Annotated in this window: 21 protein-coding genes and 1 pseudogene; 16 read left to right on the plus strand and 6 right to left on the minus strand. The window is 66.1% G+C overall.

The window, feature by feature from the left end; all coding sequences use genetic code 11:
- Window positions 1–8: 8 nt before the first annotated feature.
- Window positions 9–752 carry an enolase C-terminal domain-like protein gene (locus CVO77_RS19745; protein WP_158258149.1) on the minus strand — a complete coding sequence of 248 codons (744 nt, stop codon included), beginning with the start codon at window positions 750–752 and terminating at the stop codon, window positions 9–11.
- Between the two features lie 64 nt (window positions 753–816).
- Here CVO77_RS19745 and CVO77_RS19750 point away from each other — a divergent pair, with 64 nt between their 5' ends.
- From CVO77_RS19750 to CVO77_RS19770, 4 genes and pseudogenes are all read left to right on the plus strand, one after another.
- Window positions 817–1581 (plus strand): IS6-like element IS6100 family transposase, encoded by a 765-nt coding sequence (locus CVO77_RS19750; protein ID WP_001389365.1) that lies wholly within the window; start codon window positions 817–819, stop codon window positions 1579–1581.
- A gap of 55 nt (window positions 1582–1636) precedes the next feature.
- A pseudogene (locus tag CVO77_RS19760) lies at window positions 1637–2941 on the plus strand (efflux RND transporter permease subunit); the annotation flags it as partial.
- A complete protein-coding gene (locus CVO77_RS19765; protein WP_015449290.1) occupies window positions 2938–4335 on the plus strand; it encodes an efflux transporter outer membrane subunit in 1398 nt (465 codons plus the stop codon). The pseudogene CVO77_RS19760 and the gene CVO77_RS19765, both read left to right, overlap by 4 nt.
- 222 nt (window positions 4336–4557) lie before the next feature.
- On the plus strand, window positions 4558–5739 hold the full coding sequence (locus CVO77_RS19770; protein WP_021247406.1) for a cation:proton antiporter: 1182 nt from the start codon (window positions 4558–4560) through the stop codon (window positions 5737–5739).
- Between the two features lie 115 nt (window positions 5740–5854).
- Here the strand turns inward: CVO77_RS19770 and CVO77_RS19775 are convergent, their stop codons facing one another.
- Entirely contained in the window at window positions 5855–6493 is a 639-nt protein-coding gene (locus CVO77_RS19775) for a 3-oxoacid CoA-transferase subunit B (protein WP_007686450.1), read from the minus strand.
- The gene (locus CVO77_RS19780; RefSeq protein WP_007684919.1) at window positions 6493–7212 is read right to left on the minus strand and encodes a CoA transferase subunit A; all 720 of its coding nucleotides are present in this window, start codon (window positions 7210–7212) and stop codon (window positions 6493–6495) included. The genes CVO77_RS19775 and CVO77_RS19780 overlap by 1 nt, the downstream gene beginning before the upstream one ends.
- A 70-nt stretch (window positions 7213–7282) precedes the next feature.
- Here CVO77_RS19780 and CVO77_RS19785 point away from each other — a divergent pair, with 70 nt between their 5' ends.
- From CVO77_RS19785 to CVO77_RS19805, 5 genes are all read left to right on the plus strand, one after another.
- Entirely contained in the window at window positions 7283–8080 is a 798-nt protein-coding gene (locus CVO77_RS19785; protein WP_021247407.1) for an IclR family transcriptional regulator domain-containing protein, read from the plus strand.
- Between the two features lie 35 nt (window positions 8081–8115).
- Window positions 8116–9327: an acetyl-CoA C-acetyltransferase gene (locus CVO77_RS19790; RefSeq protein WP_013054067.1), complete on the plus strand. Its 1212-nt coding sequence runs from the start codon at window positions 8116–8118 to the stop codon at window positions 9325–9327.
- A 367-nt stretch (window positions 9328–9694) separates the two neighbouring features.
- Entirely contained in the window at window positions 9695–10414 is a 720-nt protein-coding gene (locus CVO77_RS19795) for a hypothetical protein (protein WP_015449287.1), read from the plus strand.
- Window positions 10415–10564: 150 nt separating this feature from the next.
- On the plus strand, window positions 10565–11575 hold the full coding sequence (locus CVO77_RS19800; protein WP_015449286.1) for an NADP-dependent oxidoreductase: 1011 nt from the start codon (window positions 10565–10567) through the stop codon (window positions 11573–11575).
- Window positions 11576–11703: 128 nt separating this feature from the next.
- Window positions 11704–12183 carry a winged helix-turn-helix transcriptional regulator gene (locus CVO77_RS19805; protein WP_007684911.1) on the plus strand — a complete coding sequence of 160 codons (480 nt, stop codon included), beginning with the start codon at window positions 11704–11706 and terminating at the stop codon, window positions 12181–12183.
- An 18-nt stretch (window positions 12184–12201) separates the two neighbouring features.
- Here the strand turns inward: CVO77_RS19805 and CVO77_RS19810 are convergent, their stop codons facing one another.
- Complete coding sequence (locus CVO77_RS19810; protein WP_007684910.1) at window positions 12202–12837, minus strand: TetR-like C-terminal domain-containing protein; 636 nt, start codon at window positions 12835–12837, stop codon at window positions 12202–12204.
- 5 nt (window positions 12838–12842) lie between these two features.
- Window positions 12843–13847 (minus strand): NAD(P)H-dependent flavin oxidoreductase, encoded by a 1005-nt coding sequence (locus CVO77_RS19815; RefSeq protein ID WP_015449285.1) that lies wholly within the window; start codon window positions 13845–13847, stop codon window positions 12843–12845.
- Between the two features lie 441 nt (window positions 13848–14288).
- Between CVO77_RS19815 and CVO77_RS19825 the strand changes: the two genes are divergently transcribed.
- The 7 genes from CVO77_RS19825 (at window position 14289) to CVO77_RS19855 (ending at window position 23927) form a co-directional block, all read left to right on the plus strand.
- Complete coding sequence (locus tag CVO77_RS19825) at window positions 14289–16610, plus strand: TonB-dependent receptor (RefSeq protein WP_015449284.1); 2322 nt, start codon at window positions 14289–14291, stop codon at window positions 16608–16610.
- A 148-nt stretch (window positions 16611–16758) separates the two neighbouring features.
- Window positions 16759–17508, plus strand: a complete 750-nt coding sequence (locus tag CVO77_RS19830) for an SDR family NAD(P)-dependent oxidoreductase (RefSeq protein WP_015449283.1) — start codon at window positions 16759–16761, stop codon at window positions 17506–17508.
- 49 nt (window positions 17509–17557) lie between these two features.
- Complete coding sequence (locus CVO77_RS19835) at window positions 17558–18667, plus strand: alcohol dehydrogenase catalytic domain-containing protein (protein WP_015449282.1); 1110 nt, start codon at window positions 17558–17560, stop codon at window positions 18665–18667.
- Window positions 18668–18731: 64 nt separating this feature from the next.
- Window positions 18732–20711, plus strand: coding sequence for a flavin-containing monooxygenase (locus CVO77_RS19840; RefSeq protein WP_015449281.1), 1980 nt, complete (start codon window positions 18732–18734; stop codon window positions 20709–20711).
- Complete coding sequence (locus tag CVO77_RS19845; protein WP_015449280.1) at window positions 20708–21445, plus strand: SDR family NAD(P)-dependent oxidoreductase; 738 nt, start codon at window positions 20708–20710, stop codon at window positions 21443–21445. The genes CVO77_RS19840 and CVO77_RS19845 overlap by 4 nt, the downstream gene beginning before the upstream one ends.
- The gene (locus CVO77_RS19850) at window positions 21442–22431 is read left to right on the plus strand and encodes an alpha/beta hydrolase (RefSeq protein ID WP_015449279.1); all 990 of its coding nucleotides are present in this window, start codon (window positions 21442–21444) and stop codon (window positions 22429–22431) included. The genes CVO77_RS19845 and CVO77_RS19850 overlap by 4 nt, the downstream gene beginning before the upstream one ends.
- The gene (locus tag CVO77_RS19855) at window positions 22428–23927 is read left to right on the plus strand and encodes an NAD-dependent succinate-semialdehyde dehydrogenase (RefSeq protein WP_015449278.1); all 1500 of its coding nucleotides are present in this window, start codon (window positions 22428–22430) and stop codon (window positions 23925–23927) included. Before CVO77_RS19850 ends, CVO77_RS19855 begins: the two co-directional genes overlap by 4 nt.
- A 230-nt stretch (window positions 23928–24157) precedes the next feature.
- Here CVO77_RS19855 and CVO77_RS19860 read toward each other — a convergent pair whose 3' ends face one another.
- The gene (locus tag CVO77_RS19860; protein WP_007682306.1) at window positions 24158–26452 is read right to left on the minus strand and encodes a TonB-dependent receptor; all 2295 of its coding nucleotides are present in this window, start codon (window positions 26450–26452) and stop codon (window positions 24158–24160) included.
- Between the last annotated feature and the right edge of the window lie 76 nt (window positions 26453–26528).

Genomic DNA, 26528 nt, shown 5'->3' on the forward strand with positions numbered 1-26528 from the left:
GAGGCTCCTTATTTGCGCTCGTAGTGGCGCAGCTTGGCTTCATCGATCGTCACACCGAGGCCGACGCCCGACGGCACGTCCACGCAGAAATCGCGGTAGGCCAGCGGCTCCTCCAGAATGTCGTCCGCGAGCAGGAGGGGCATGAAAAGCTCGGTCCCGCCGGCGAGCGGCAGCGTCGAGCAGCATTGGATGTTTGCGGCAGTGCCGATCGAGCTGTCCAGGGCAGTGCCCCCGAAGAGATTGATGCCAGCGGCCTGCGCCATGCGGGCAATCGCGAGCATCCGGCTGGGGCCGCCGGCTTTTGAGATTTTCAGCGACACATAACTGGCAGCCCGTTCCCGGATAATCGCGATCATGTCGCTCGTGCTGCAGGCGCTCTCGTCAGCCATGATCGCGAGGCTGGAGCGCCGCGCGAGATCGGCAAGCCCCGGAAGATCGGCGCGGGGCAGCGGCTGTTCCAGGATATCGACCCCGGAGCCATCGAGAATAGCCAATGCGCGCGTGGAATCCGCAAAGCTCCACGCCTCATTGAGGTCGATCGAGCAGGGACAGCCTATCGCGCTGGCCGTCTCGACGGCGCGCCGCGCATCGTCGCCAGGGTCGCCGCGGCCGACCTTGATCTTGAAGCGGCGATGAAGTCTGGCGTCAATTTTTGCCTGCGCTTCGGCGACATCGGCGTCAAACTCTCCGGTCGCCAGCACCCAGAGCACCGGCAACGCGTCAGCGATCCTGCCGCCGAACAGGGTGCTCATCGGGGCTCTGTTGCAAAAATCGTGAAGCTTGAGCATGCTTGGCGGAGATTGGACGGACGGAACGATGACGGATTTCAAGTGGCGCCATTTCCAGGGTGATGTGATCCTGTGGGCGGTGCGCTGGTATTGTCGCTATCCGATCAGCTATCGCGACCTTGAGGAAATGCTGGCGGAACGCGGCATTTCGGTCGACCATACGACGATCTATCGCTGGGTCCAGTGCTACGCCCCGGAGATGGAGAAGCGGCTGCGCTGGTTCTGGCGGCGTGGCTTTGATCCGAGCTGGCGCCTGGATGAAACCTACGTCAAGGTGCGGGGCAAGTGGACCTACCTGTACCGGGCAGTCGACAAGCGGGGCGACACGATCGATTTCTACCTGTCGCCGACCCGCAGCGCCAAGGCAGCGAAGCGGTTCCTGGGCAAGGCCCTGCGAGGCCTGAAGCACTGGGAAAAGCCTGCCACGCTCAATACCGACAAAGCGCCGAGCTATGGTGCAGCGATCACCGAATTGAAGCGCGAAGGAAAGCTGGACCGGGAGACGGCCCACCGGCAGGTGAAGTATCTCAATAACGTGATCGAGGCCGATCACGGAAAGCTCAAGATACTGATCAAGCCGGTGCGCGGTTTCAAATCGATCCCCACGGCCTATGCCACGATCAAGGGATTCGAAGTCATGCGAGCCCTGCGCAAAGGACAGGCTCGCCCCTGGTGCCTGCAGCCCGGCATCAGGGGCGAGGTGCGCCTTGTGGAGAGAGCTTTTGGCATTGGGCCCTCGGCGCTGACGGAGGCCATGGGCATGCTCAACCACCATTTCGCAGCAGCCGCCTGATCGGCGCAGAGCGACAGCCTACCTCTGACTGCCGCCAATCTTTGCAACAGAGCCCGCGCGGGCGCCGGAGGTGGAATGGTTCGCCGCCAATCTGGGCCGGGGCAATCCCCAGATATATTATAATGTCCGCCAGCATGATCCCGACCCTGCCTTCGCGGAGGTCGCGGTGTCTTTGCGCGACGGCCGGCCCGCCCATTCCGCCCGGCTTCTTTCGGACCTGCGGCGGGAGTTCGCCGCCTTTCCAGGGGCGCGCATCACCGTCCTGGGCTTCGTTCAGGGTCCGCCGATCGCCGCCCCCATAGAAATCCGCATCGCCGGCGAGGATCTCGCTACCCTGAGCGCCCTTGCCCGGCGGGCGGAGGCGGCCATGGCCGGCACGCCGGGCATCCGCGACGTCGACAATCCGGTCCGCCAGGACCGCGCCGACCTGGCGCTGGGGATCGACGAGGCGAAGGCGGCTGCGCTGGGCGTCCCGGCGGGCGCCGCCCGACAGGCCGCCCGGCTGGCGCTGGACGGCGAATTTTCCGGCCGCCTTCGCGATGCGGAAGGGGACGACTATCCCGTCCGCGTCAGGCTGCCCATGGCGCAGCGCAACAGGGTCGAGGCGCTCGACCGGATCCATGTTCCGTCCGTCGACGGCCGGGCGGTGCCGCTTCGCGCCCTTGCCGATCCCGGCATGGAAACGGGACCGGCGCGCATCGAACGCCATGATCGCGAACGATCCGTCACCCTGACGGCCTATGTCGGGGCAGGCCATCTGACGGGCGCGGTGACGCAAGCCGCGCTCGACCGGGTGCGCGGGGCCGTGCGCCTGCCGGCGGGCTACACCATCGCGCTTGGCGGCGAAGCGGAGGAGCAGGAAAGCGGCAATGCGGGGATGACGGCGGCGGCGATCGTCGCCTGCCTCGGCATATTGGCCGTGCTGGTCATGGAATTCGGGCGCTTCAGGCTCGTCGCTGTGGTGGCCAGCATCATACCGCTCGGCCTGCTCGGCGCCGTCCTGGCGCTGTGGCTGACGGGCAATTCGCTGAGCTTCACGGCGATGATCGGCCTGATCGCGCTGATCGGCATAGAGATAAAGAATTCGATCCTTCTCGTCGATTTCACCGAACAGTTGCGGGGGCAGGGGATCGCCATGCGCGAAGCGATCGAGCAGGCGGGCGAGATGCGCTTCCTGCCCGTGCTGCTCACCTCCGTCACGGCGATCGGCGGGCTGCTGCCGCTGGCCATGGGCGGATCGGGGCTGTACGGCCCGATGGCGGTCGCGATCATCGGCGGCCTGATCGCCTCCACCCTGCTGTCGCGGGTGGCGACGCCGGTCGTCTATCTCCTGCTCGCCCGGACGGGAGAAGCGTCGTGACGACGAATCGGTCGCTGGCCGCCCTGATCGGCCTTGCCCTGCTGGGCGGCTGCGCCGCGGGCACGGAGTATCGACGGCCGGCCTTGCCGCTGCCGGCCGCCTTTCACAATGCTCCCCTGATCGTGGAGCCGGGCGGCAGGCCGTGGTGGCGGGATTTCGCCGACCCCATGCTGGACGATCTGGTCGCGCGCGGCCTCAAGGGCGGCTTCGACGTGGAGGCGGCGATGGCGCGGGTCGACCAGGCAAGGGCGGCCGCCGGGTCGGCGCGGGCGGCGCGGATGCCGTCGGGATCGCTGGACGGTTCCGCGGTCCGGACGCGCCAGTCGCTGAGGGCCGGGCTGGGGCAGATCGCCGATTATGTCCCGGATTTCGACCGGACGCAGGACAGTTTCGAACTGGTCGGCGGGGCAAGCTGGGAACTGGACCTTGCCGGCGGGCTGAAGCGCGGGCGGGAAGCGGCCGTCGCGGAACTGGAGGCGGCCGTCGCCGACAGCCAGGCCGTCCGCCTCACCGTGGCGGCGGAGATTGGCGATGCCTATATCCTCCTTCGTTCCGCGCAGCGCAGGCGCTCCATCGCCGTCGATCAGGCGGCGGCGGCGCAGAAGCTGGAAAATATCGTCCGCGCCCGCTTCGTCCATGGCGCGGCTGCCCGTTTCGAACTGGACCAGTCCCGCGCCTCCACCGCCGCGATCAGCGCCGGGATCGCCGAGTTCGACCAGGCGGCGCAGGCGCAGTTGGCGCGGCTGGCGGTGCTGGCCGGCGGCCTGCCGGATTCGGTTGTCCAGGCGCTGGAGAGGCCGGAGCCGGTGCCGGTCGCCGGTTTCGCGGCCATGGGGCTGCCCGCCGATCTGATGCGGCGCAGGCCGGATCTGGTCGCTGCCGAACGGCGCGTTGCTGCCGGCCATGCGCGGCTGGGCGTCGCCCTTGCCGAATATTATCCCAAATTCACCCTGTCGGGCCTGCTGGGTTTTCAGGGCAATGACGCGGGCAGGCTCATTTCCGGCCCGGCGAGCGTGGTGCAGGGCGGGTTGGGCCTGCGCTGGCGGCTTTTCGACTTCGGCCGGGTCGATGCGGAGGTCGCACGGGCGAAGGGCGCGGAGCGGGAGGCCATCGCCCAGTTCCGTAATGCCGCGCTGCGCGCCGCCGAGGATGTCGAACGCGCCGTCGTTGCCTGGCGGACCGCCAGAGAGCGCGAAGCCGTCCATGCCGAAGAGGTCCGGGCCGCGACCGCCGCCTGCGACGCGCTGGATCGCGCCTATCGGGCGGGCCATGTTTCGCTGGCCGAACTGGTCGAGGCGCAGCGCCGTGTTCTCCAGGCGGCCGACGCGCTTGCGCTGGCGCAGGGAGACGCCGCGCGCGCGACGGTTGCCGGATGGCGGGCGTTCGGCGGCTGACGCGGCGGGTCCGGCGGACATCGGGGTGGGCTTCCCCGCAACTCGTCCCATCCGTCCGGAACCAACGGTTGAGTGCCGGTCGTTCATGGGATAAGGGCTTGCCGTCCGCGCACCAACGGATCGACCCTCAGGCGCCGCCGGAGAGAAGGTCGGCAATCAGGAAGCGGGCATCCGCCGCCGCGCCACGATGAGGACATAGAGGGACAAGTGATAGTTTCCATATTGGCCCTGGCTTGTGCCGGCAGCGCACTGGCCGCCGTCGTCGCCCAATGGATGCCCAAGGCCCTCTTGCCCGCGCTGGTGCTGGAAATCGCGTTCGGGATCCTGGTCGGCCCGCATGGCCTGGGATTCCTGTCGCCCGGTCCCTCGATGGAGCTGTTCGCCCAGATCGGGCTTGCCATACCCATGGTGATCGCGGGGCTGGAGGTCGATTTCGGCGCGTTGCTGGCCCGGCCGCAGGGGGCGCAGCGGGCGAGGCCGCTCATCCTGGCCATCCTCATATCGCTGCTGACCCTTGCCATGGCCGGCCTTGGCGCCTGGCTGCTGCTCGACCCGGGGACGCCCCTGGTGCACCTGGCGATCTATGCCGCGATCCTTTCGACCAGCTCGGTCGGCATCGTCGTGCCGATGATACAGGAAAAGGGCATCGCCAGCGACATATACGGGCAGACGATCCTCTCGGCCGCGCTGCTCGTCGACTTCTTCGCGATGATCGCCATTTCCGCCCTGGCCGGGATCGTCGTCAGCGGCAGCGCGCAGGGCGCCTTGGGCAGCCTGGCGCTTGTCGCCATCGCCGTCCCGGCGATCCGGCTGCTGCCCAGGCTGCTGGCGCGGGTGCCCGCGGCGCGGCTGGACAACCGGACCAGCCTGCCTTTCGTCAGGCTCAGCCTGGCGCTGCTGTTCCTGACGGCCTGGCTGGCGGAGATGCTGAATTCGCAACTGGTGCTGGCGGCGTTCCTCGCGGGATTGCTGCTGGGGCAGATCGTTCCGCGCGGCAGCCACCGGCGCGAGCGGCTGGAGGTCATCGGCTATGGCTTCATCGTGCCCTTCTTCTTCATCAATGTCGGCCTGAAATTCGATATTCCCGCGCTGCTGGGATCGCCCAAGACCCTGTGGCTGGTGCCGGGCTTCGTGGCGGTCGCCTTCGCCAACAAGATCATCCCGTCGCTGCTGCTGGTCCCGATCCACGGCCGCAGGAAGGCGATGGCCGCCGGCATATTGCTGAGCGCGCGCATCAGCCTGATCGTCGCGGCGTCCGACATCGCGACCCGGATCGGCGTGCTCGACACCGCGACCAACGCGGCCATGGTGCTGGTCGCGATCATCAGCGCGGCGCTCGCCCCCATCCTGTTCAACATCCTCGCCGCGCCGCACAGGCAGCCGCCGACGCCCGTCCAGGCCTGAACGGGCCTTTTCCTCTTCGGCGCGGACGGGGCAGAGGCAAAAGAAAAGAGAGCGTCTCCGCTTCCTGCGAAAACGCTCTCCCCCCGCTGTTTGGCGGCGCCTGTCTGATTTCGGATCAGGCCGACCGGATCGGGATTCCCGTCCGGGCGCGAACGAAATCGATGTCGAGATCAGACGCCAGTTCCTGCACGATCAATTCGCCGCGGTCCCGATCCAGCACGAACCGGCCGAAGTCGGAAATGATGGCGTCGACGACGCCCGTGCCGGTGAGCGGCAGGGTGCAGCGTTCGACGATCTTGGAATTGCCCGCCTTGTCGCTGTGGCTCATCACCACGACGACGCGCTTCACGCCCGCGACCAGGTCCATCGCGCCGCCCATGCCCTTGATCATCTTGCCCGGCACGGTCCAGTTGGCCAGGTCGCCATTGCCGGCAACCTCCATGGCGCCCAATATGGCAAGGTCGATATGCCCGCCGCGGATCATGGCGAAGCTGTCGGCCGAGCTGAAGAAGCTCGACGTGGGCAAAGTGGTCACCGTCTGCTTGCCCGCGTTGATGAGGTCCGGGTCGACTTCATCCTCATAGGGAAAGGGACCGATGCCCAGCAGGCCGTTCTCCGACTGGAGGACGACCTCTATGTCGGCGGGCACATAATTGGCGACCAGCGTCGGAATGCCGATGCCCAGGTTCACATAAAAGCCGTCCTGCAGCTCGCCGGCGGCGCGGGCCGCCATTTCCTCACGTGTCCAGGGCATCAGGCCTTCTCCTCCGTGCGGGGACGCGTGGTCCGGAATTCGATTCGCTTCTCATAGGACGGTCCCTGGATCACGCGATCGACATAGATGCCCGGCGTGTGGACCTGGTCGGGGTCGAGCGCGCCGGCCGGGACGATCTCCTCCACCTCGGCGATGGTGATCTTGCCGGCGGTCGCCATGTTCGGATTGAAGTTCCGCGCCGTCTTGCGATAGACGAGATTGCCCTCCGGATCGGCTTTCCAGGCCTTCACGATGGAAACGTCGGCCCGCAGCCACGTTTCGCGCACATAGAGCGACCCTTCGAATTCCTCGACGGGCTTGCCCTCCGCGACGACGGTTCCCACGCCGGTCTTCGTGTAGAAGGCCGGAATGCCCGCGCCGCCCGCGCGTATGCGTTCCGCCAGCGTGCCCTGCGGATTGAGCTCCAGTTCGAGCTGGCCCGACAGATAGAGTTCCGCGAACAGCTTGTTCTCCCCGATATAGGAGGAGACCATCTTGCGGATCTGGCCGTTGTTGAGCAGCGTCCAGAGGCCGAAGCCGTCCGCGCCGCAATTGTTGGAGATGACGGTGAGTTCCTTGACGCCGTTCCGCAGCAGGCCGGCGATCAGATGTTCCGGATTGCCCGAAAGCCCGAACCCACCGGACATGATGGTCATCCCGTCGAAGAGAACGCCCTCAAGCGCTGCATCAGCGTCGGGAAATATCTTGCGCTTTGCCATAATAATCCCTATTTGTCCGATTATCGGATAAAAACGCCAATATTCGTTTAAGCGCAAAAGGTCAATGCCCATGGCTGACGACAGCCAAACCGCCGATCCCAACTTCATGCTTTCGCTGGCGCGGGGCCTTGGCGTGCTGCGCGCTTTCGAGGGGCAGTCCTCGCTCAGCATCACGGAAGCGGCGCGGCTGAGCGGGCTGAACCGGCCCAGCGCCGGCCGCTGCCTGCACACGCTGACATGCCTTGGCTATGTTCGCGAGCGGGACGGGCGCTATTCGCTCACGCCCAAATTGCTGCCGCTGGCCGCCGGGTTCCTGACGTCCACCCCCCTGGCCAGCGCCAGCCAGGCGGTCGCCAACGCCTTGCGCGACAGCCTTCAGGAAACGGTGTCGGTCGGCGCGCTCGATCCGTCGGACCCGGGCCGCATCATCTACATCGCCCGCGCCGAGCGGAACCAGGTGATCGCCGCGCCGCTGATGGTCGGCAGCACCTTGCCCAGCCATTGCACGTCGATGGGGCGCGTCCTCCTCGCCTCGCTCGCGCCGTGCGAGACCGAACGGTGGCTGGCGCGCGCCGCCCTGGAGCCGAGGACCGAACGCACCATCGTTTCCCCCGATGTGCTCCGCACCGAACTGGTCGCCGTGGGCGAGCGGCGCTGGAGCCTGGTCGAGGAGGAACTGGAGGTCGGGCTGCGATCCCTGGCCGTTCCCGTCCGCGACCGCGAGGGGCAGGTCCTGGCGGCGCTCAATGTCGCCACCTTTTCCGACGCCCACAGCCGCGAGGATCTGATCGAGCGCTATCTTCCCGACCTGAGGGCGGCCGCCGGTCAGCTTGAGCGCGCCATCCAGAGCCATCGCCCCAATCCATAAACCCGCAATCCGTTGAATCTACAGGAGTTGACATCATGACATTGCGTCGAGCCGCCATCGTTTCGCCTCTTCGGACCGCCGTCGGGAAATTCGGCGGCGGCCTTTCCGCGCTGACGGCCGGGCAATTGGGCGCCACGATCATCAAGGCGCTGGTCGAACGCAGCGGGATCGATCCCGAACGCGTCGACGACGTCGTCTTCGGACATGGCTATCCCAGCGGGGAGGCGCCCAGCATCGGCCGCTGGTCCTGGCTGGCCGCCGGAATGCCCCAGAATGTGCCGGGCTTCCAGCTCGACCGCCGCTGCGGCTCCGGCCTTCAGGCGATCATCGAAGCGGCCATGATGGTTCAGACCGGCGCCGCCGACGTCGTGGTCGCGGGCGGCGCGGAAAGCATGTCCAATGTCGAACATTATTCGACCGCGCTGCGCAAGGGCGCGCGCATGGGCAGCCTCGAACTGCACGACCGGCTGACCCGCGCCCGCCTGATGTCGCAGCCGATCGAACGCTATGGCGTGATCACGGGCATGATCGAGACCGCCGAAAATCTCGCCCGCGACTATGGCATCACGCGGGAGCAGTCGGACGCCTATGCCGTCCGATCGCACCAGCGCGCCGCCGCCGCCTGGCGCGAGGGCAAGTTCGCTGACGAGATCGTGCCCGTCGCCGTGCCGCAGAAGCGCGGCGAACCCGTGATCTTCGATCGGGACGAGGGGTTCCGCGAGGATGCCTCGCTGGAGACGCTCGGCGGGTTGAAGCCGATCGAGGGCGGCGTGGTGACCGCCGGCAACGCCAGCCAGCAGAATGACGCCGCCGCGGCCTGCCTGGTCGTTGCCGAAGACCAGCTCGCGAAGCTCGGCCTGGAACCGAGCGGCTGGTTCGTCGGCTGGGCGGCGGCGGGTTGCGATCCCTCCCGCATGGGCATCGGCCCCGTGGGCGCCGTCCAGCGGCTGTTCGCGCGCACGGGCCTGGGCTGGGACGACATGGACCTTATCGAAATCAACGAGGCTTTCGCGGCCCAGGTGCTCGCGCTGCTCAAGGCGTGGGAATGGGGTGAGGACGACAGCCGCCTGGACAAGCTCAACGTCAACGGCTCGGGCATTTCCCTGGGCCACCCGATCGGCGTCACCGGGGCGCGAATCGCCGCGACGATGCTGAACGAGATGCGCCGCCGCGATGCGCGCTACGGTCTGGAGACCATGTGCATCGGCGGCGGCCAGGGTCTCGCCGCCATCTTCGAGCGGTCCTAAGCGGTTTCAAGCGGCAGGCTGGCTCCCGCCCCTTCGACAGGCGCGGGACAGGCCTTTCCGCGCGATGCCCCAGGCTGTGAACCGACGCGGCCGGCGAAACCCGCCGGCCGCGGCTCGGTAATGGATGATCTGAAGGCGCGGCCTTGGTCGCCCTGCGCCGGCCGCCCCACCGCGCCGCATCCTGTCGCGCCGCGCTTTTCCGCGCCCGCCGACGCTCCCATCCCCTTAGCGAACGCCCTGCCGGCGACCTCTCCGGGAATCCATCGCGCGAATTTAGGTTGCAAAGTTAAACCATAAGGGCCTATGGGCTGCATGGTTGCAAAGTTAAACCTATCCGGCATTGGCCGGGGAGCGATGGAGAATAGGTGTGAGCGAATTGTTGGACCTGGCGATCGCGGCGCATGGCGGTTGGGACCGCTGGGAGCAGATCAATGAACTGAAAGCCCATTTCCATGCGGAGGGCACGGTCTGGCATGTGAAGCAGTGGCCCGGCGCCTATGCGGACATGCATTGCTCGATCTCCACGCGGAAGCCGCACACCGAATTCACGCCCTTCCTCAAGGAGGGGCAGCATTGCGTCTGGGAGCCGGACAGCACCGCCATCGTCGCCGACAGCGGCGAACTGATCGATAAGCGGGAAAATCCGCGCTCCTTCTTCGAAGGGCACAGCATTCCGACGCCGTGGGACGAACAGCATCTCGTCTATTTCACCGGCTATGCGATGTGGACCTATCTGACCACGCCGTTCCTGTTCAGGCTGCCCGGCTTCACGTCGGAAGAGGTCGAACCCTGGGACGAGAATGGCGAAACCTGGCGTCGGCTGAAGGTGACATTCCCCGAAGGCGTGCCCAGCCATTCCACCCAGCAGACCTTCTATTTCGATCAATCGGGCCTGCTGCGGCGCCACGACTACAGCGTGGAGATCATGGGCGGCACGACCAGCGCCAACTATGCGACCGATCACAAGGCGTTCGACGGCCTCATCTTCCCGACGAAGCGGCGCGTCTATGCCGCCGGCGCGGACAACCGCCCGATCCTCGACCGGATCGCCATCGCCATCGACTTATGGGACGTCCAGGCGGCCTGACCCGCATTCGAACCGGCCGCGTCCTCGCGGCCGGCAGAGCGGAACCGGGTCGAGCGCAGCGCAGGCCCCATGCCGCCACGCAATCCCGTTCGGAACGCCCATCCATTCGCAACGGCGCGCGGACCGAACAGAAGAAAAAGGAAATATGCCATGGTGACCACCCACCGGATCGTCCTTGCCGAACGTCCGCAGGGCGCGGTGACGCCCGCCAATTTCAGGGCAGAGGACGCGGCCCTGCCGCCCATCGGGGATGGACAGTTCCTGGTCGGGGCGAATTATCTGTCGCTCGACCCCTATATGCGCGGCCGCATGGATGACCGGAAATCCTATGCCGCGCCGACGCCGGTCGGCGGGGTGATGGAAGGCGAGATCATCGGGACCGTGCTGGAATCCCGCCATCCGGGCTTTTCGGTCGGGGAACGCGTGGCCGGACGGCTGGGATGGCAGACGCACGCCATTTCGGACGGCACTGGCCTTGTGAAGCTGGACGACCGCTTCAAGCCGATCACCACCGCCGTGGGCGTGCTCGGCATGCCCGGCCTCACCGCTTATTCGGGGCTGCTGACCCTGGGCAAACCCCAGCCCGGCGAAACGGTCGTCGTCGCGGCGGCGACCGGCCCGGTCGGATCGCTGGTCGGCCAGATCGCCAGGCTCTATGGCGCCAGGGCCGTCGGAATCGCGGGCGGCGCGGAAAAATGCGCCTATGCGAAGCAGGAACTGGGCTTCGATGCGGTGGTCGACCATCGGTCCCCGACCTTCGCCGACGATCTGGCCGCGGCGTGCCCGGACGGCATCGACATCAATTTCGAACTGGTCGGCGGCGCCGTCTGGCAGGCCGTGCTGCCGCTGCTCAACAATTTCGCCAGGGTGCCCGTCTGCGGCCTGATCGCCCAGTATAACGGATCGTCCGGCGAACAGGTCGATCATCTGCCCGCCGCGATGCGGATCATCCTGTCGCGCAGCATCATGATGCGGGGTTTCATCGTCGGCGAATTCTGGGACCAGCGGCCGAAGTTCCTGGACGAGGTCAGCCAGTGGATTTCCGAAGGGAAGATCCGGTTCCGCGAAGACATTGTCGAAGGACTGGACAACGCTCCGGCGGCGTTCATGGGCCTGTTGGAGGGACGGAATTTCGGCAAGCTCGTCGTGAAGATCGACTGACGCCGTCCCCTGCGGTTCGGGAAGGCGGCGACGACCAGGGCCTTCCCCGCCAATGGCTCCCGGCGGCGTCGCGGGGAGGAACGCTCGACAAATCGGCGGAGTTGGTTTAACTTCAAAACCTTCCTGTGATGTTGGAGATGGCGATGAAGGGAAAGCGGACCAATCTCGGCAACGCCGATTGCGGCATTGCCCGTTCCCTTGAAGTGGTCGGCGACTGGTGGTCGTTGCTGATCGTGCGCGAAGCCTTCAAGGGAAGGGAGCGCTTCGGCGAATTCCAGAAGGCTATCGGGCTGGCCAAGAACATATTGTCCGCGCGGCTGAAGAAGCTGGTCGAACATGACATCTTCCGGATAGAGCCGGACGCGGACAACGGCGTCGGCCACCGCTATGTCCTCACCGCAAAGGGAGAGGGGTTGTACGTCGTTCTCATGGCGCTGTGGCAGTGGGGCGAAAGCACATGCTTCAAGCCGGACGAGGCCCGATATGCGATGGTCGACCGCCAGAATGGCGAACCGCTGGCCAGGATCGAGCTGAAGGCCAGAGACGGGCGGGTCCTGGGGCCGCGCGACTTCGTGGCCTCGCGCATGGACGACAAGGCAGCCGCCTGACGCGGTTGCTGACGCCGGTCAGGAGGGGATCAGGCCGCTTCCCTGGAGGAAGAGTTCGCTCGTCCTGTCATACAGATCGCCGGCATCCGTCTTTTCGCCGAGCAGGCCCCTCAGTTCCAGACTGACGACGCCGTGCAGCGTCGCCCAGAGCATCTGGGAGAGTTGCCGGGCTTCGTCCCGCCGATCTTCCGGAAGGCAGGCCGCGACCGCCTCCCGCATGGCGCGGAATGTCGACCAGGCGCGCCGCCGGCTTTCCAGCGGCGCTTCATAGGCCCGGCCGAGGTCGCCGAACATGACATTGTAGAATGCCGGTTCCGCCAGCGCATAGGCGCGATAGGCCTTGCATATCGCCCGCAATCGGGCGACCGGCGCAGGTTCTGCCAGGCATTTTCCGAATTCGCGGCCCAAGCCGTCGAAACTGTGGATATACAGCGCGTCCAGCAGCCCCGCCTTGCCCGAAAAGCAGGTATAGATCATCTTCGTCGAAGCGTTGACGACCTCCGCGACGCGCCGGACCGTCAGCGCGGCTGGCCCTTCCTCGCTCAAAATGCGCGCGGCGGCGGCGAGGATGGCGGACCGCGTCTCGTCCCGATAGGTGGCGCGGACCTGTTGCAGGTCGACGCCACCTTCCCATCGGGCCGTGCCGGACGGCATGCCGCCTATGCCGTTTCGAGCGCGTTCTGGACCGTTGCGCCCAGGGAGCGGCCCAGCCGGTCGGTGATGATCTGCTCGGCTTCGTTCATGATGCGGTCGACAAGTTCCTTCACGGTCGGCACGTCCCGGATCAATCCGACGACCAGCCCGCAACTCCATGCACCGACATCGACCTCGCCTTCAACCATTACCTTGGGATAGACGCCCGCGACCTGCTCGAAAATATCGTCGATCTTGATCGCGTCGCCCTTTTCCCGTTCGATCTGGCGGATCTTCTCCACGCCGGGATTGTTGAGCACGCGTTCGGTATTGCGCAGCGGCCGCATCACCAGCCGCGTATCGAGTTCCGTCGCCTCGACAAGCGCCCGTTTCACATTTTCATGGACCGGCGCGTCCTGGGTCGCGACGAAACGGGTTCCCATGTTGACGCCGTCGGCGCCCAGCGCCAGCGCCGCCACCAGGCTGCGGCCGTCGGCCATGCCGCCCGACGCGACGAACGGCACGGAAAGCGCCTCCGCCGCCAATGGCAGCAGGATCATGTTGGGAATGTCGTCTTCGCCCGGATGCCCGCCGCATTCGAAGCCGTCGACGCTGACCGCGTCGCAGCCGATCCGTTCGGCCTTCAGGGCGTGGCGCACGGAGGTGCATTTGTGGATGACCTTGATGCCGGCCTGCTTGAACAGCGGCATATATTCTTCCGGGCTGCGCCCCGCCGTTTCCACGATCCGGATGCCGTTTTCGGCGATGACCTGGATATATTCGGCATAGGGCGGCGCGTTGAAGGTCGGCAGGAAGGTCAGGTTCACGCCGAACGGCTTGTCGGTCAGATCCCGTGCCTTCGCGATTTCCTGCCCCAGCAGTTCAGGGGTGCGCTGGGTCAGGCCGGTGATCAGGCCCAGGCCGCCCGCATTGGAAACCGCGGCGGCGAGGGAGGCGAAGCCGACATAGTGCATCCCGCCCTGTATGATCGGATGTTCGATCCCGAACAGTTCCGTGATCCGCGTGCGCATTCCTAAGCTCCTTCGTCGTCTGCCCAATCCGGTAACAGTGTTACCAATGAAAACATCGTTGTTCAAGCGCGGACGGCAGGATTTTAAAATTGCCTGAAAACAGTGCCTTGCGAGGAATCGATATGTCGGGCGGCGGCGGGACGGTTCTGGTCGCCGCCCCGCTGCGCATCGCCGATTCGGCCTGCCCAGGGCTTTTCCGCGCCTTGGCAGGAGCGCGGCGGAACATGATTGACATTGCAGAATGTGTATATACACATAACGCAACGAGTCGGGATGCCGGAGTGGATCGAGTCCGGTTGCGTCGCTTCGTGAAAGGCAGTCAGCGGGAACCCCGTCGCTCCCTGCCGGGCCGTGTCGCCCGGCGGCGGTCGACGGGCCGTGCCGTTCAAGCCTGTGATTTCAAGGCAACCCATCGGTCGAATGGGCCCAGGAGGGGGATTGATGATGAAAATGCTCAAGACGGCGCTTTATTTGGCTGGGGCGGCTATTCTGCCCCATGCCGCCCATGGCCAGGCGGCCCCCGCCGACCAGGGCAATGGCCTGAACAGCGTCAGCGACATCGTCGTGACGGCGCAGAAGCGCGCCCAGAGCCTCAGCACCGTGCCGATGTCGGTGACGGCGCTGACCGGGGAGCAGCTTGCGGCGCGGGGGATCAACGATGTCCAGGATCTGGCGAAGGTCACGCCCGGCCTCAATTTCGTGCAGAGCGGCAGCGGCGTGCCGGTCTATTCGCTGCGCGGCGTGGGCTTCTACGACACGGCGGTGGGTGCGCGCCCGACCGTCAGCGTCTATGTCGACGAGGCGCCCTTGCCCTTTTCCGTGATGACGACCGGCGCCGCCTTCGACCTGGAGCGGGTCGAAGTGCTCAAGGGGCCGCAGGGAACCCTGTTCGGCCAGAACGCCACGGGCGGCGCGATCAACTATATCGCCGCGAAGCCCAGGGATGAGCTGGGCGCGGGCGTGACGGCGAGTTTCGCGCGCTTCAACACGCTGGACGCGCAGGGCTATGTCACCGGCCCGCTTGCGCCGGGCCTCAACGCCCGCCTGGCGGTTCGCGGGGTGCGGGGCGACGGCTGGCAGCAAAGCTATACCCGCAACGACAGCCTGGGCCGCCAGCGCATGCTCCAGGGCCGGTTCCTTCTGGACTGGCAGGCGTCCGATCGCCTCAGGCTCTCGCTCAATCTCAACGGTTTCATCGACGATGGGGATATGCAGGCGGGCCAGCTCCTCGCCGTGGTTCCCTTGTTCGGGGCATTTGCCAGCACCATTCCGCTCGTCACCAACTATCCGCGCGCGCCCCAGACGCCGCGCGCGGCGGACTGGAACGCCAACACGCCCTACCGCAAGGACAACAGCTTCTACCAGGCGGTGCTGCGCGGGGATTACGAACTGACCGACGACATCACGCTGGTCTCGCTCAATTCCTACGCGCATATGAGCATGGACCAGCGGATCGACCTGGACGGCACGTCGCTGACGAACGGCGACCAGAGCATTCGCGGCCGCATCTCGTCCTTTTCGACCGAGGAGCGGCTGACCGGCAATTTCGGGCCAGCGACCATCATCCTGGGCGTCAACTATGCGCATGACAAGACGCGGGAGAATGCGATCTGGGCGACCTACTATTCCACCCAGAACAGCTTTTTCACGCCGCTGACCAACGACGTCGCCGCCGCGCCCTACGGCTATCAGGATTTCAACACCTATGCGGCGTTCGGCAATGTCGACTATGACATCGGCCGCCTGGTCACGCTGCACGCCGGCGCCCGCTATACCAAGGCGGACCTGGACTATGAGGGGTGCGGGCTTCCGGCCAACCAGAATTCGGCGGTCGGGCTGACGCGGCTGTTCAACAATATCCGCGCCGCGGCCGGGCTGGGGCCGATACCCGTCATTCCGATGGACGGTTGCTCGACGCTGGACGCCAATCTCAACTATGCCAGCCATATCGAAGGGACGTTCAACGAGGACAGCCTGTCCTGGCGCTTCGGCGTCGACGTGAAGCCCGCCGACCGGGTGCTGCTCTATTTCAACGCGAGCCGGGGCTACAAGGCGGGCAGCGTGCCCGTCCTTTCGGGCACCAGCGTCGACCAATATGTTCCGGTGAAGCAGGAAAGCGTGGTCGCGCTGGAGGCGGGGTTCAAGGCGTCGCTTTTCGGGCGGCTGGTCGACGTGACCGGCGCGGCCTTCAACTATGACTATTCGGACAAGCAGCTTCAGGGGCGCATCATCACGCTGATGGGGCCGCTGATCGCGCTGGTCAACGTGCCCAAGTCCCGCGTTCGCGGCTTTGAGGGGCAGGTCACGGTCTATCCGACCAACGGCCTGTCCCTGACCGCCGCGGCGACGTATCTGGACTCGAAGGTCACGTCGGACTTCATCAACTACACGATCATCGGCACGCGCCAGAACTTCAAGGGGAATGATTTTCCCTATACGCCCAAATGGCAGGTCAATCTGGACGGCGCATACCGCTTTCCGATTTCATCGCGGCTGGATGCCAATCTGGGCGTCAACTACAGCTACCGGACCAAGACCAATGCGGGCTTCGGCAACGAACCGCTGCTCTACATGAAGGACTATGGCGTGCTCGACCTGCGCGCCGGCTTCGGCGGCAGCGACGGCAATTGGCAGGTCAGCGTCTTCGGCCGCAACGTGACCAACAGCTATTACTGGACCAACGTCGCCAAGCTCTATGACGTCGTCCGCAGGCTGGCGGGGCAGCCCGCGACCTACGGCATCCAGATGAACTGGCGCTTCTAGGCCATGCGGAGCGGAACAGGCGCGCAGGCTTGCAAGGCCGCTCCGACCAAGGCGGGGGACGGGCGCGCCCGTTTCCCCGCCGCCATTTCCGGCACGCGGTCGGCGACCGCGTGCCGTCCGTTTTCAGCCAAGGGTCTTCGAGGGTTCGATGCAGGATAAATCCGTTCTCGTAACCGGCGCCGCGGGGGGCGTCGGAAAAGCCATTGCCAGGCGCTTCGCGGAGCAGGGCGCGTCCGTCCTCGTCACCGACATCGATGCGCGGGCCGCCGGCCAGGTCGCCGAGGCGATTGGCGGACAGGGCAGGGCGCGGGCGGCCACGCTGGACGTCGGCGACGCCGCCTCGATCGAATTCGCCGTCGCCTCCATCGTCGGATGGACCGGGCGGCTGGACGTGGTCGTGCATGCGGCGGGCATGTGGGCGGGCGGCACCGTGCTCGACATCGACGAAGCGCGGTGGACGCGGGTGCTGGAAGTGAACACGACCAGCGCCTATCTGATCGCCCGGCATTGCGTGCCCCACCTTCGGCAGACCAGGGGATCGATCATCAACATCGCCTCCGTCGCGGGGCTGAAGGGCACGCCGGGCGCGGTCGCCTACAACAGTTCCAAGAGCGCGGTCGTCGGAATGACGAAGTGCATGGCGCTCGATTTCGCGGCATCGGGAGTCCGGGTGAACTGCATCTGCCCGGGCGTGATCGACACGCCGATGGTGGATGCGGTGCTGGCGCATCATGGCGAGGCGTTCACGCGGGAGGATCTCGCCCGGCGTCATCCGCTCGGTCGGCTGGGCACGCCGGAGGACATTGCCGGCGCGGTCAGTTTCCTGGCGTCCGACGACGCGTCCTGGATCACCGGAACCGCCCTTGTCGTGGACGGCGGCTCCATGGCCGGGGTCTGATCGCATGAGCGCAGCATCCCCCGCCATGGATGGACGGAGCGACGGGTCGATGACGATCCGGGGCGCGATCCTGGAAACGTCGGACGCGCCGCGGCCCTATGCCGACAGCCGGCCGATCCGGATCGGCACGCTGGACCTGACGCCGCCCGGCCCCGGCGAGATATTGGTCAAGGTCGAGGCGGCCAGCCTCTGCCATTCGGACCTGTCCGTCATCAACGGAAACCGCAGGCGCCCGCTGCCCATGCTGCTGGGGCATGAATCCAGCGGGCGCGTCGTCGCCCTGGGACCGGATGTCGACGACCTCGCCCTGGGACAGCGCGTCGTCCTCACCTTCATGCCCCGCTGCGGCGCCTGCGACGCATGCCGGACCGAAGGGCGCATTCCCTGCACCCGCGGCACCGCCGCCAACGGGGCGGGGACGCTGCTCGACGGCGCCGTGCACCTCAGCGAATGCGGCCACCCCGTCCTCCACCATCTGGGGGTCTCCGCCTTCGCGGATCACCTGGTCGCGCATCGCAGTTCCGCCGTCCCGGTGGGCGACGACGTTCCGCCGGACGTGGCGGCGCTGCTGGGCTGCGCCGTGCTCACCGGCGGCGGCGCGCTCCTCAACGAGGCGCGGCCTACCGAGGCGGACGTGGTGGCGGTCATCGGCCTGGGCGGCGTCGGCATGGCCGCGCTCATCACCGCGAAGGCGCTGCGTCCGCGCCGGATCGTCGCGATCGACGCGCTTCCGGACAAGCTCGCCCTAGCCCGTTCGCTGGGCGCCGACGAGGCGCTGTCGCCGCAGGACGCCGTCGACCGGGGGATCAGGGCCGACATCGTCATGGAATGCGCCGGCCATCCCAAGGCGTTCGAAACCGCCTTCGCCATCACCGCGCCCGGCGGCACGACCGTGACGGTCGGCCTGCCCGCGCCCGGCGCCATGGCGCAGATATCGCCCTTGCAGGTGACCGCCGAGGCGCGCCGCATCGTCGGCAGCTATCTTGGTTCGTCGGTTCCCCGGCGCGACATTCCGTTCCTGGAAAGGCTGTGGCGCGAAGGCCGGCTGCCGGTCGAGCGGCTGATTTCGCGCCGCATCGGGCTGGAGGACATCAACGCCGCCTTCGACGCCCTGGCATCGGGCGACCAGCTTCGCCAGGTCATCATGTTCGATGCCTAGTTCACGGCCCGGTTCACGCGCCGCCACGCATATGCCGCAGGTTCGCGGCCAGAGAGGAAAGACCATGTCCGCCAACCCCATCGACCATGCAGATGCGTTCGACACCTATCTTCCGATCGACATCGACGATGCCGAACTGGAGCGTATATTGGAGAAGGCGGAACTGCCCGCCCTGCTGGCCGCGCTGGCGAAGCTGACGGGCGACACGTCGCTGGTTCCCCCATCGCTCAAGCCGCCGCATACGCGCAAATCCTTCATCCCGATGCCGCAGGGCGGCCTTGACGAAGCACAGCAGAAGGAAGCGAGGCGGCTCGCCTTCGACGCGATCAGGCGGTATCGCGACGGCGAGATCCAGACGCCCGGCCACACCGACGATGCGGAGCTGCGGGCGATCGTCAGCTTCCTCATCACCCGCGATTTCGACGATTACCGGGATCTTCTGATCCATGAGGTGGCCGACCATGACGTGGGCGCGCCCCGGTGGACCCTGTCCGAACTCGATCCCGACCGGCCGTTCAAGGTGCTGATCATCGGCGCGGGCATCACCGGCGTCGTCGCCGCCTATCGCCTCAAGCAGGCCGGGGTGGAGCATGTCGTGCTGGAAAAGAATCCAGAGATCGGCGGGACATGGTGGGAAAACACCTATCCGGGCTGCCGTCTCGACACGTCGAACTATGCCTATAGCTTCAGCTTCGCGCAGAAGACCGACTGGCCGCAGAAATTCTCGCGCCAGTCGGAGATCCAGGACTATGTCCTGAAAGTGGCGCATGACTATGGCGTGCGCGACCGCATCGTTTTCAATACCCTCGTCCGATCGGTGATCTATGACGAGGAAGCGGGCGAGTGGGAGGTGACGGCCGTCACCGACGGGGAGGTCAGGGTCCACCGCGCCAATGTCGTCATCAGCGGCACCGGCCAGCTCAACTCGCCCAAGCTGCCCAATATCGAGGGCATGGACAGCTTCGCGGGCGCAAGCATGCATTCCGCCCGTTGGAACCATGACGTAAGCCTGAAGGGCAAGCGGGTGGCGATCATCGGGACCGGCGCCAGCGCCTATCAGATCGCGCCGGCGATCGCCGACGAGGTCGGCAAGCTGGAGGTGTTCCAGCGCAGCGCGCCCTGGCTGTTGCCCACGGCCGACTATCTGGACGACATCAGCCCGGAACTGATGTGGCTGTTCCGGCACATTCCGGGCTATGCGCGCTGGTATCGCTTCTGGCAGTTCTGGCTCGCGACGGAAGGCCGGATGCCCACCGTCACCGCCGATGAAGGCTGGAGCGAAGAGGGTTCCATCGGCGCCATCAACCATGCCTTCCGCCAGGAACTGGAGGCCGAATTCCGCCGCCAGCTCGCCGACAGGCCGGACCTGATCGACAAGGTCATTCCCACCTATCCGGCGGGGGCCAAGCGCCTGTTGCGCGACAATGGCCAATGGTCGGCCACGCTGCGCAAGCCGCATGTCGACCTGGTGACCGAAGGAATAGAGCGGATCGTGCCCGAAGGCGTCGTCACGGCGGACGGCGTGCTGCATGAGGTGGACGTCATCGCCTATGCCACCGGCTTCCGCGCGGACGAGTTCCTGGCCGACATGGAGGTGCGCGGGCGCGACGGCGTGGAGGTGCACGAATATTGGGACGGCGATCCGCGGGCCTATGCCACCATGACGGTGCCGGGCTTCCCCAATTTCTTCATCTGCGGCGGTCCCAATTCGGCCGTGGCGGCGAACGGCAGCGCGATCTTCATCGTCGAATGCAGCATCGAATATATATTGGAGTGCATCCGCACCCTGGTCGTGAAGCGGCTGAAGGACATGGAACCCACCGACGCCGCGACCGATGCCTTCGTGGGGAAGATCGACCGCGCCAACCGCGCGCGGGCATGGGGCGCGGAAGGCGTCACGAGCTGGTACAGGAACAAGACCGGCCGCGTTTCCGCCGTCTGGCCGTTCGAACTGCTGGAGTTCTGGAACATGACGCGCGGGCCGGCCGAGGGCGATTATCGCTTCACCCCCTTGGGCGAGCTGACGACGCAGGCGGCGGAATGAGCCGCCTGACGGGGAAGACCGCCCTGATCACGGGCGCCGCCCGTGGCCTGGGCGCGGCCTATGTCCGCCGCTTCGTCGCCGAGGGCGCCAGGGTTCTGGTCACCGACGTGATCGACGAGGAGGGCCGGCTGCTGGCCGGGGAGATGGGCGCCGATGCCGCCGACTATCTCCGCCTGGACGTGTCCTGCGGCGAAAGCTGGGGGGCGGCGGCGGACCGATGCGTCGAACGGTTCGGCAGGATCGACATATTGGTGAACAATGCGGGCGTGGGCGGGGGCGGCGCGCTGGAAACCACGTCCGACGACCAATGGGAAAGGCAGATCGCCGTCAATCTGGGCGGCGTCTTCTACGGCATGCGCGCCTGCATTCCGCGCATGGCGGCGGCCGGCGGCGGATCGGTGATCAACATCTCCTCGATCAACGGCGTCAGGGGCAATCGCGAACGTTACGGCTATGTCGCCTCCAAATTCGGGGTCATCGGCCTCACCAAGGCGGCCGCCCTCGACTTCGCGGCGGCGGGCGTCCGGGTGAACGCGGTGCTGCCCGGCATGATCAGCACGCCCATGACCGCGGGATTGAAGGTCGACACGTCGCTTATCCCGCTGGGACGGCCGGGGGGCATGGACGAAGTGGCCCAGGTCGTCGCGTTCCTCGCTTCGGATGAAGCATCCTATGTCACCGGCGCCGAATTCCTGGTCGATGGCGGCGTCGTGCAGAAAGTGGTTGGACAATGACAGAGGCAATCGAACTTCGCGTCCCCCTGGAACCGGGGGCGCAGGGCGTCGTCGATCAATATCGCGCGGCGGCCCTGCCTCCGCTCGAACAGGGCACGGCGCAACAGGCGCGGGAAGGCTATCGCGCCACGTCGCTGCGCGCAGGCTTCGAACCGGAACGCGATGTCCGCGCCAGGGATCTGACGATCGGGGCGGGCGGCAATCCGCTGCGGACGCGGATATACGAGCCGGAGGCGGCGATCGGGCCGCGCCCGCTGATCGTCTACCTGCATGGCGGCGGCTGGGTCATGGGGGATTTGGACACCCATGATTCCACCTGCCGGCTGCTGGCCAGGCAGGCGGGCGCGATCCTGGTCGCGGTCGATTACCGGCTGGCGCCCGAACATCCCTTTCCTGCGGCGGTGGAGGACGCCGTCGCCGCGCTGCGCCATGTGCCTGAGGCGGTGGCCGGGCTGGGCATCGAAACGGCGGGGCTGGCGGTTGCGGGCGACAGCGCGGGCGCGACGCTGGCATTGGTCGCGGCGCTCGCGCTGAGGGACGAAGCGACGCCATCCGCGCTGGCCCTCTTCTACCCCGCCGGCGACATGGGCCGCAGAACCGCGTCGATGGACGAATTCAGCAGCGGCTATCCGCTCACATCCTCGACGCTTCGCTGGTTCCGCGACCTTTATCTGGACGATGTGGCGCTGGCGGGCGACTGGCGCGCATCGCCGGCGCGCCATCCGGATTTCGGCGCCCTGCCGCCCACGCTCATCCTGTCGGTCGGCCACGATCCCTTGCGCGACGACACCATCGCGCTGGCCGGGCGGCTGAAGCGCGAGGTGCGGGGCAGCGAGCACCGACACCTGCCTGACCAGATGCACGGCTTCCTGACGCTGGGCGGGGTCATCGCTCCGGCGCGGGGCGAACTGGACCATGCGGCGCGCTTCCTTCGCCAGGCTATGGGCCTTGGCCCCGTGCTGGAGCGGGAGGGAGAAAGCGCATGACGGCCGCGACCATGCAGCAGCAGGCTCTGACGGAGGCGACCGACACGGTTTCGTCCGTCCCCACGGGACTTTTCATCGACGGCGCCTGGCGCTCGGCGGCCGACGGGCAGCAATTTAGCGTCCACGATCCGGCGACCGGGGATGTCGTCGCCCGGCTGGCGAATGCGACGCCGTCGGACGCCATGGATGCGCTCGACGCCGCCGACCGCGCCTTCCCGTCATGGTCGCGCACGCCGCCGCGCGAGCGCGCCGAGTTGCTGCGCCGGACGTTCGACCTCGTCATGCGCGACAGGGAACGGATCGCCCGCATCATCACGCTCGAAATGGGAAAGCCGCTGCGGGAATCCCATGCCGAGGTGAGCTATGGCGCGGAATTCCTCCGCTGGTTCGGCGAGGAGGCGGTTCGCATATCCGGACGCTTCGGCTCGTTGCCGGAGGGCACCGGGGACATGATCGTCTCGCGCCATGCGCTTGGCCCGGCGCTGCTCATCACGCCCTGGAACTTTCCCCTCGCCATGGCGACGCGCAAGATCGCGCCCGCGCTGGCCGCCGGATGCACCGTCGTGATCAAGCCCGCCGCGCTGACGCCGCTCACCACCCTGTATCTCGTGAAATTGCTTGAAGAGGCGGGCCTGCCGGCGGGCGTCGTCAACGTCATTCCCACGACGAATTCGGGCGGCGCCACCGGACCGATCATCGCGGACAGCCGCTTGCGCAAGATCAGCTTCACCGGGTCGACGCAAGTGGGGCGGGTGCTGCTGGAGAAGGCCTCCGCCAACATCCTGCGATCCTCCATGGAACTGGGCGGAAACGCGCCCTTCCTGGTCTTCGACGATGCCGATCTCTCCCGCGCCGTGGAAGGCGCGCTCGTCGCGAAGTTCAGGAATATCGGCCAGGCCTGCACGGCGGCCAACAGGTTCATCGTTCATGCAAGCGTGGCCCAGGAATTCAGCCGGCGGGTGGCGGAGAAGGTGGCGCAGTTCAAGCTCGGCTCAGGCTTCGATCCGGACGTCGCGATCGGCCCTCTGATCGACGAGGCGGCGGTCGCGGGGGTGGACGAGCTGGTCCAGGATGCCCTGTCCCGCGGCGCGACCCTCGTCACGGGCGGCAAGCGGCGGGGCGGCGCGGGCACCTTCTTCGAACCCACGGTGCTCACCGATGTCGCAAGGGACAGCCGAATCCTGCGGGAGGAGATTTTCGGCCCCGTCCTGCCGATCGTCACTTTCGACACGGACGACGAAGCCATCGCCATTGCGAACGACACCGAATATGGCCTGGTCGGCTATGCCTTCACCGCCAGCATCGAGCGGGGGCAGCGGCTGATCAATGAACTCCAGACCGGCATGATGGGATGGAATGTCGGCGTCCTTTCCAATGCCGCCGCACCCTTTGGCGGGGTGAAGATGTCGGGCCTGGGGCGCGAGGGCGGCGCTGAAGGGATCGATGAATATCTGACCACCAAATATACGCTGCTGCCGTCCGTTTCCCGCCCGTGAAGCATTTTCCCGGCGGGCGGCGCCGCCTGCAAAAGGGATCGGCAGGGATGTGGGGATGCCATTGCCGGACGTTCTGCCCATCTCGTCCGGCAAAGGGAGCGTGCCGCGCCTGATGGACGCGGCACGCTTCCGAATTGGGCCGCTGGCAGGAACCCCGGTTCGCCGTCCGAACTGGGCGCCTGCCTGCGCAGGAAGGGATAAAAGGTAGAGCAGTCGGATCCGAATCTGCTTTAGAATTTCGCGTCGAAGCTGATCCCGTAGGTGCGCGGGTCGGCGAGATGGGTGTAATCGAACCCGTTGCCGGACAGGTCCAGCGAATAACGCGCATAATATTTGTTGAAGATATTTTTGCCCCACAGGCTGACGCCGTAGCGATCGTCGGCAAATCGATAGCTGAGCTGGCTGTTGACCAGCGCATATCCCTTCTGCGCGGTGCGTTCCGTGTTGAACAGGTCGAAATATTGCTTGGACGTGAAACTGCCGTTCACGCCCCAGCTCAGCTTTCCGCCGCCGGTCTCCACTATATCCCAATCGAAACCCGCCGATGCGCTGAGCTTCGGCGCGTTGGGCAACTGGTTCCCCCGCAGGGACGTGCCGTTGAGCGATCCTTCCTTGATCTTCGTGTCCAATATGCCGACCCCGACATTGATCCGAAGCGCCTGGACCGGGCGCACCGTCAGTTCGAATTCCGCGCCCAGGATGCGGGACTTGGGAATATTGATCAGCGTCTGGATATGGGTGACCGAATTGACGCTGATCGCCTGCTGGTCGCGATAATCATAATAGAATGCCGCCCCGTTGAAGGTCACGGCGCGGTCCAGGAACTGGCTCTTGAAACCCAGTTCATAGGCGTTGACGGTTTCCGGTTCCGCCACGTTCAATTCGGCCGGGGAAAAATAGGCCTGCGCGTTGAAGGCGTTGGCGCGATAGCCGCGACTGAAGCTGGCGTAGATCAGGTCGTTGTCGGCGGTCTTGAAATCGACGCCGACCTTGCCGGTGACCGTGCCTTTCTTGAAACGGGCGCTGGTCGACGCATCGAAATCGAACGGATCGTCGCCTGGGATGGTGTTGACGATGGGAACGCCGTCCGGCCCCTCTATCTGGGCGCGGTAGCCGACGACCTTGCCCCGATCCTGCGTATAGCGGATGCCGCCGCGCAGGATGAGCCGGTCCGACAGCTTGTAATTCATGTCGGTATAGACGGCGGCGCTTTTCCTGACCTGCTTATAATTGTTGCGGTAGATGCAGGAGACCGCGAAGCCGCTGTCGACGCAATCTTCCCAGGTGAGCGCGCCGTCTCCGTTCACGTCGATGTCGCTGTAGAATCCCGCCGACGTCTCGTTCCACAATTTCTCGATATTATAATAGGCGCCGAAGATGAAGTTGAACGGTCCGTCGAAGTCCGAAGACAGGCGAAGATCCTGCGACAACTGCTTGCCCCGTCCTTTCAGGTCGGCCTCCAGCACCCGCAGCGGCGTGCCGTCCGCCTCGTCGATGACGCGCAGGCGCCCATAGTCGTAGGACGTCACCGACGTGACGGTCAGTGCGTCCGCGACATGCCAGTTTCCGGTCAGGGACGCGCCATAGGTGCGGTGGCGATGGCGGCCGATATTGTCCGCCTCCATCTCCCGCCGTCCAAGCCCGGTCCTGAAATAGCTCGACGCGCCGAACATCTCATAGACCCCGTTCCCTATGCCCAGAGACCCGACCGGCTCGCCCAGGACGCCATATTCGATCGGATTTTGCAGGCTGGTCGTCAGCCGCAGGATGAAGTCCAGCTTGTCGTTCGGTTCGAACAGCAGGGACGCCCGGATGCCATATTGGCGCACGGCGCTGCCGTCGGGCCTGCCCGGCATCAGATTCTTGAACCAGCCGTCGGCGCGGGAGAATGTGAAGGCGATGCGCGCCGCCAGCGTGTCGCCCAGGCCCGCCTGCACCGCTCCGTCGGCGTCGTATCGGTTGTAATTGCCGTAGCCCAGTTTCAGATAGGCTTCGGAATCATGCCCCGGTCTCTTGCTGATGAAATTGATGGCGCCGCCGGTCGTATTCTTTCCATATAGGGTTCCCTGCGGTCCCCGCAGCACTTCGACCCGTTCCAGATCGAACATGCCCAGTCCCAGCAGGGGAAAGCTGCCCTTGTAGACTTCGTCGAAATAGGTCGCGACCGGACCCTGCTGGTTGAAGCTGAAGTCCGACATGGAAACGCCGCGCAGCGAGAAGATCGGCAGCCCGTCCCCGGCGACGGTCGACGCCTGAAGATTGGGAACCGACCCGGCGAGATCGCTGACCTGCTGAAGCCGCTGCTGCGACAGCGCCGCGCTGCCCAGCGCCGTCACCGACACGGGCACGTCCTGCAACCTTTCGGACCGGCGGAGCGCGGTCACGACGATGTCGCTGGTGCTGACCGATCCCGACGCGCTTCTTTCCGCCGCGGCCTGATCCGGACCGCTATCCTGCGCCAGGGCGGGTTGCGCAAATGCGAAGGCGCAGACGCCACATAATAGCTGATACCCCAATCCGTTCATTTTCTCTCTCCTTGATTGGCCATCGAGGAGTTTGCCTCCTTCTTGGCAGCGCTTTTGATGGATCGAAACCGTCATT

This window comes from Sphingopyxis lindanitolerans, assembly GCF_002993885.1.
Lineage (GTDB): Bacteria > Pseudomonadota > Alphaproteobacteria > Sphingomonadales > Sphingomonadaceae > Sphingopyxis > Sphingopyxis lindanitolerans.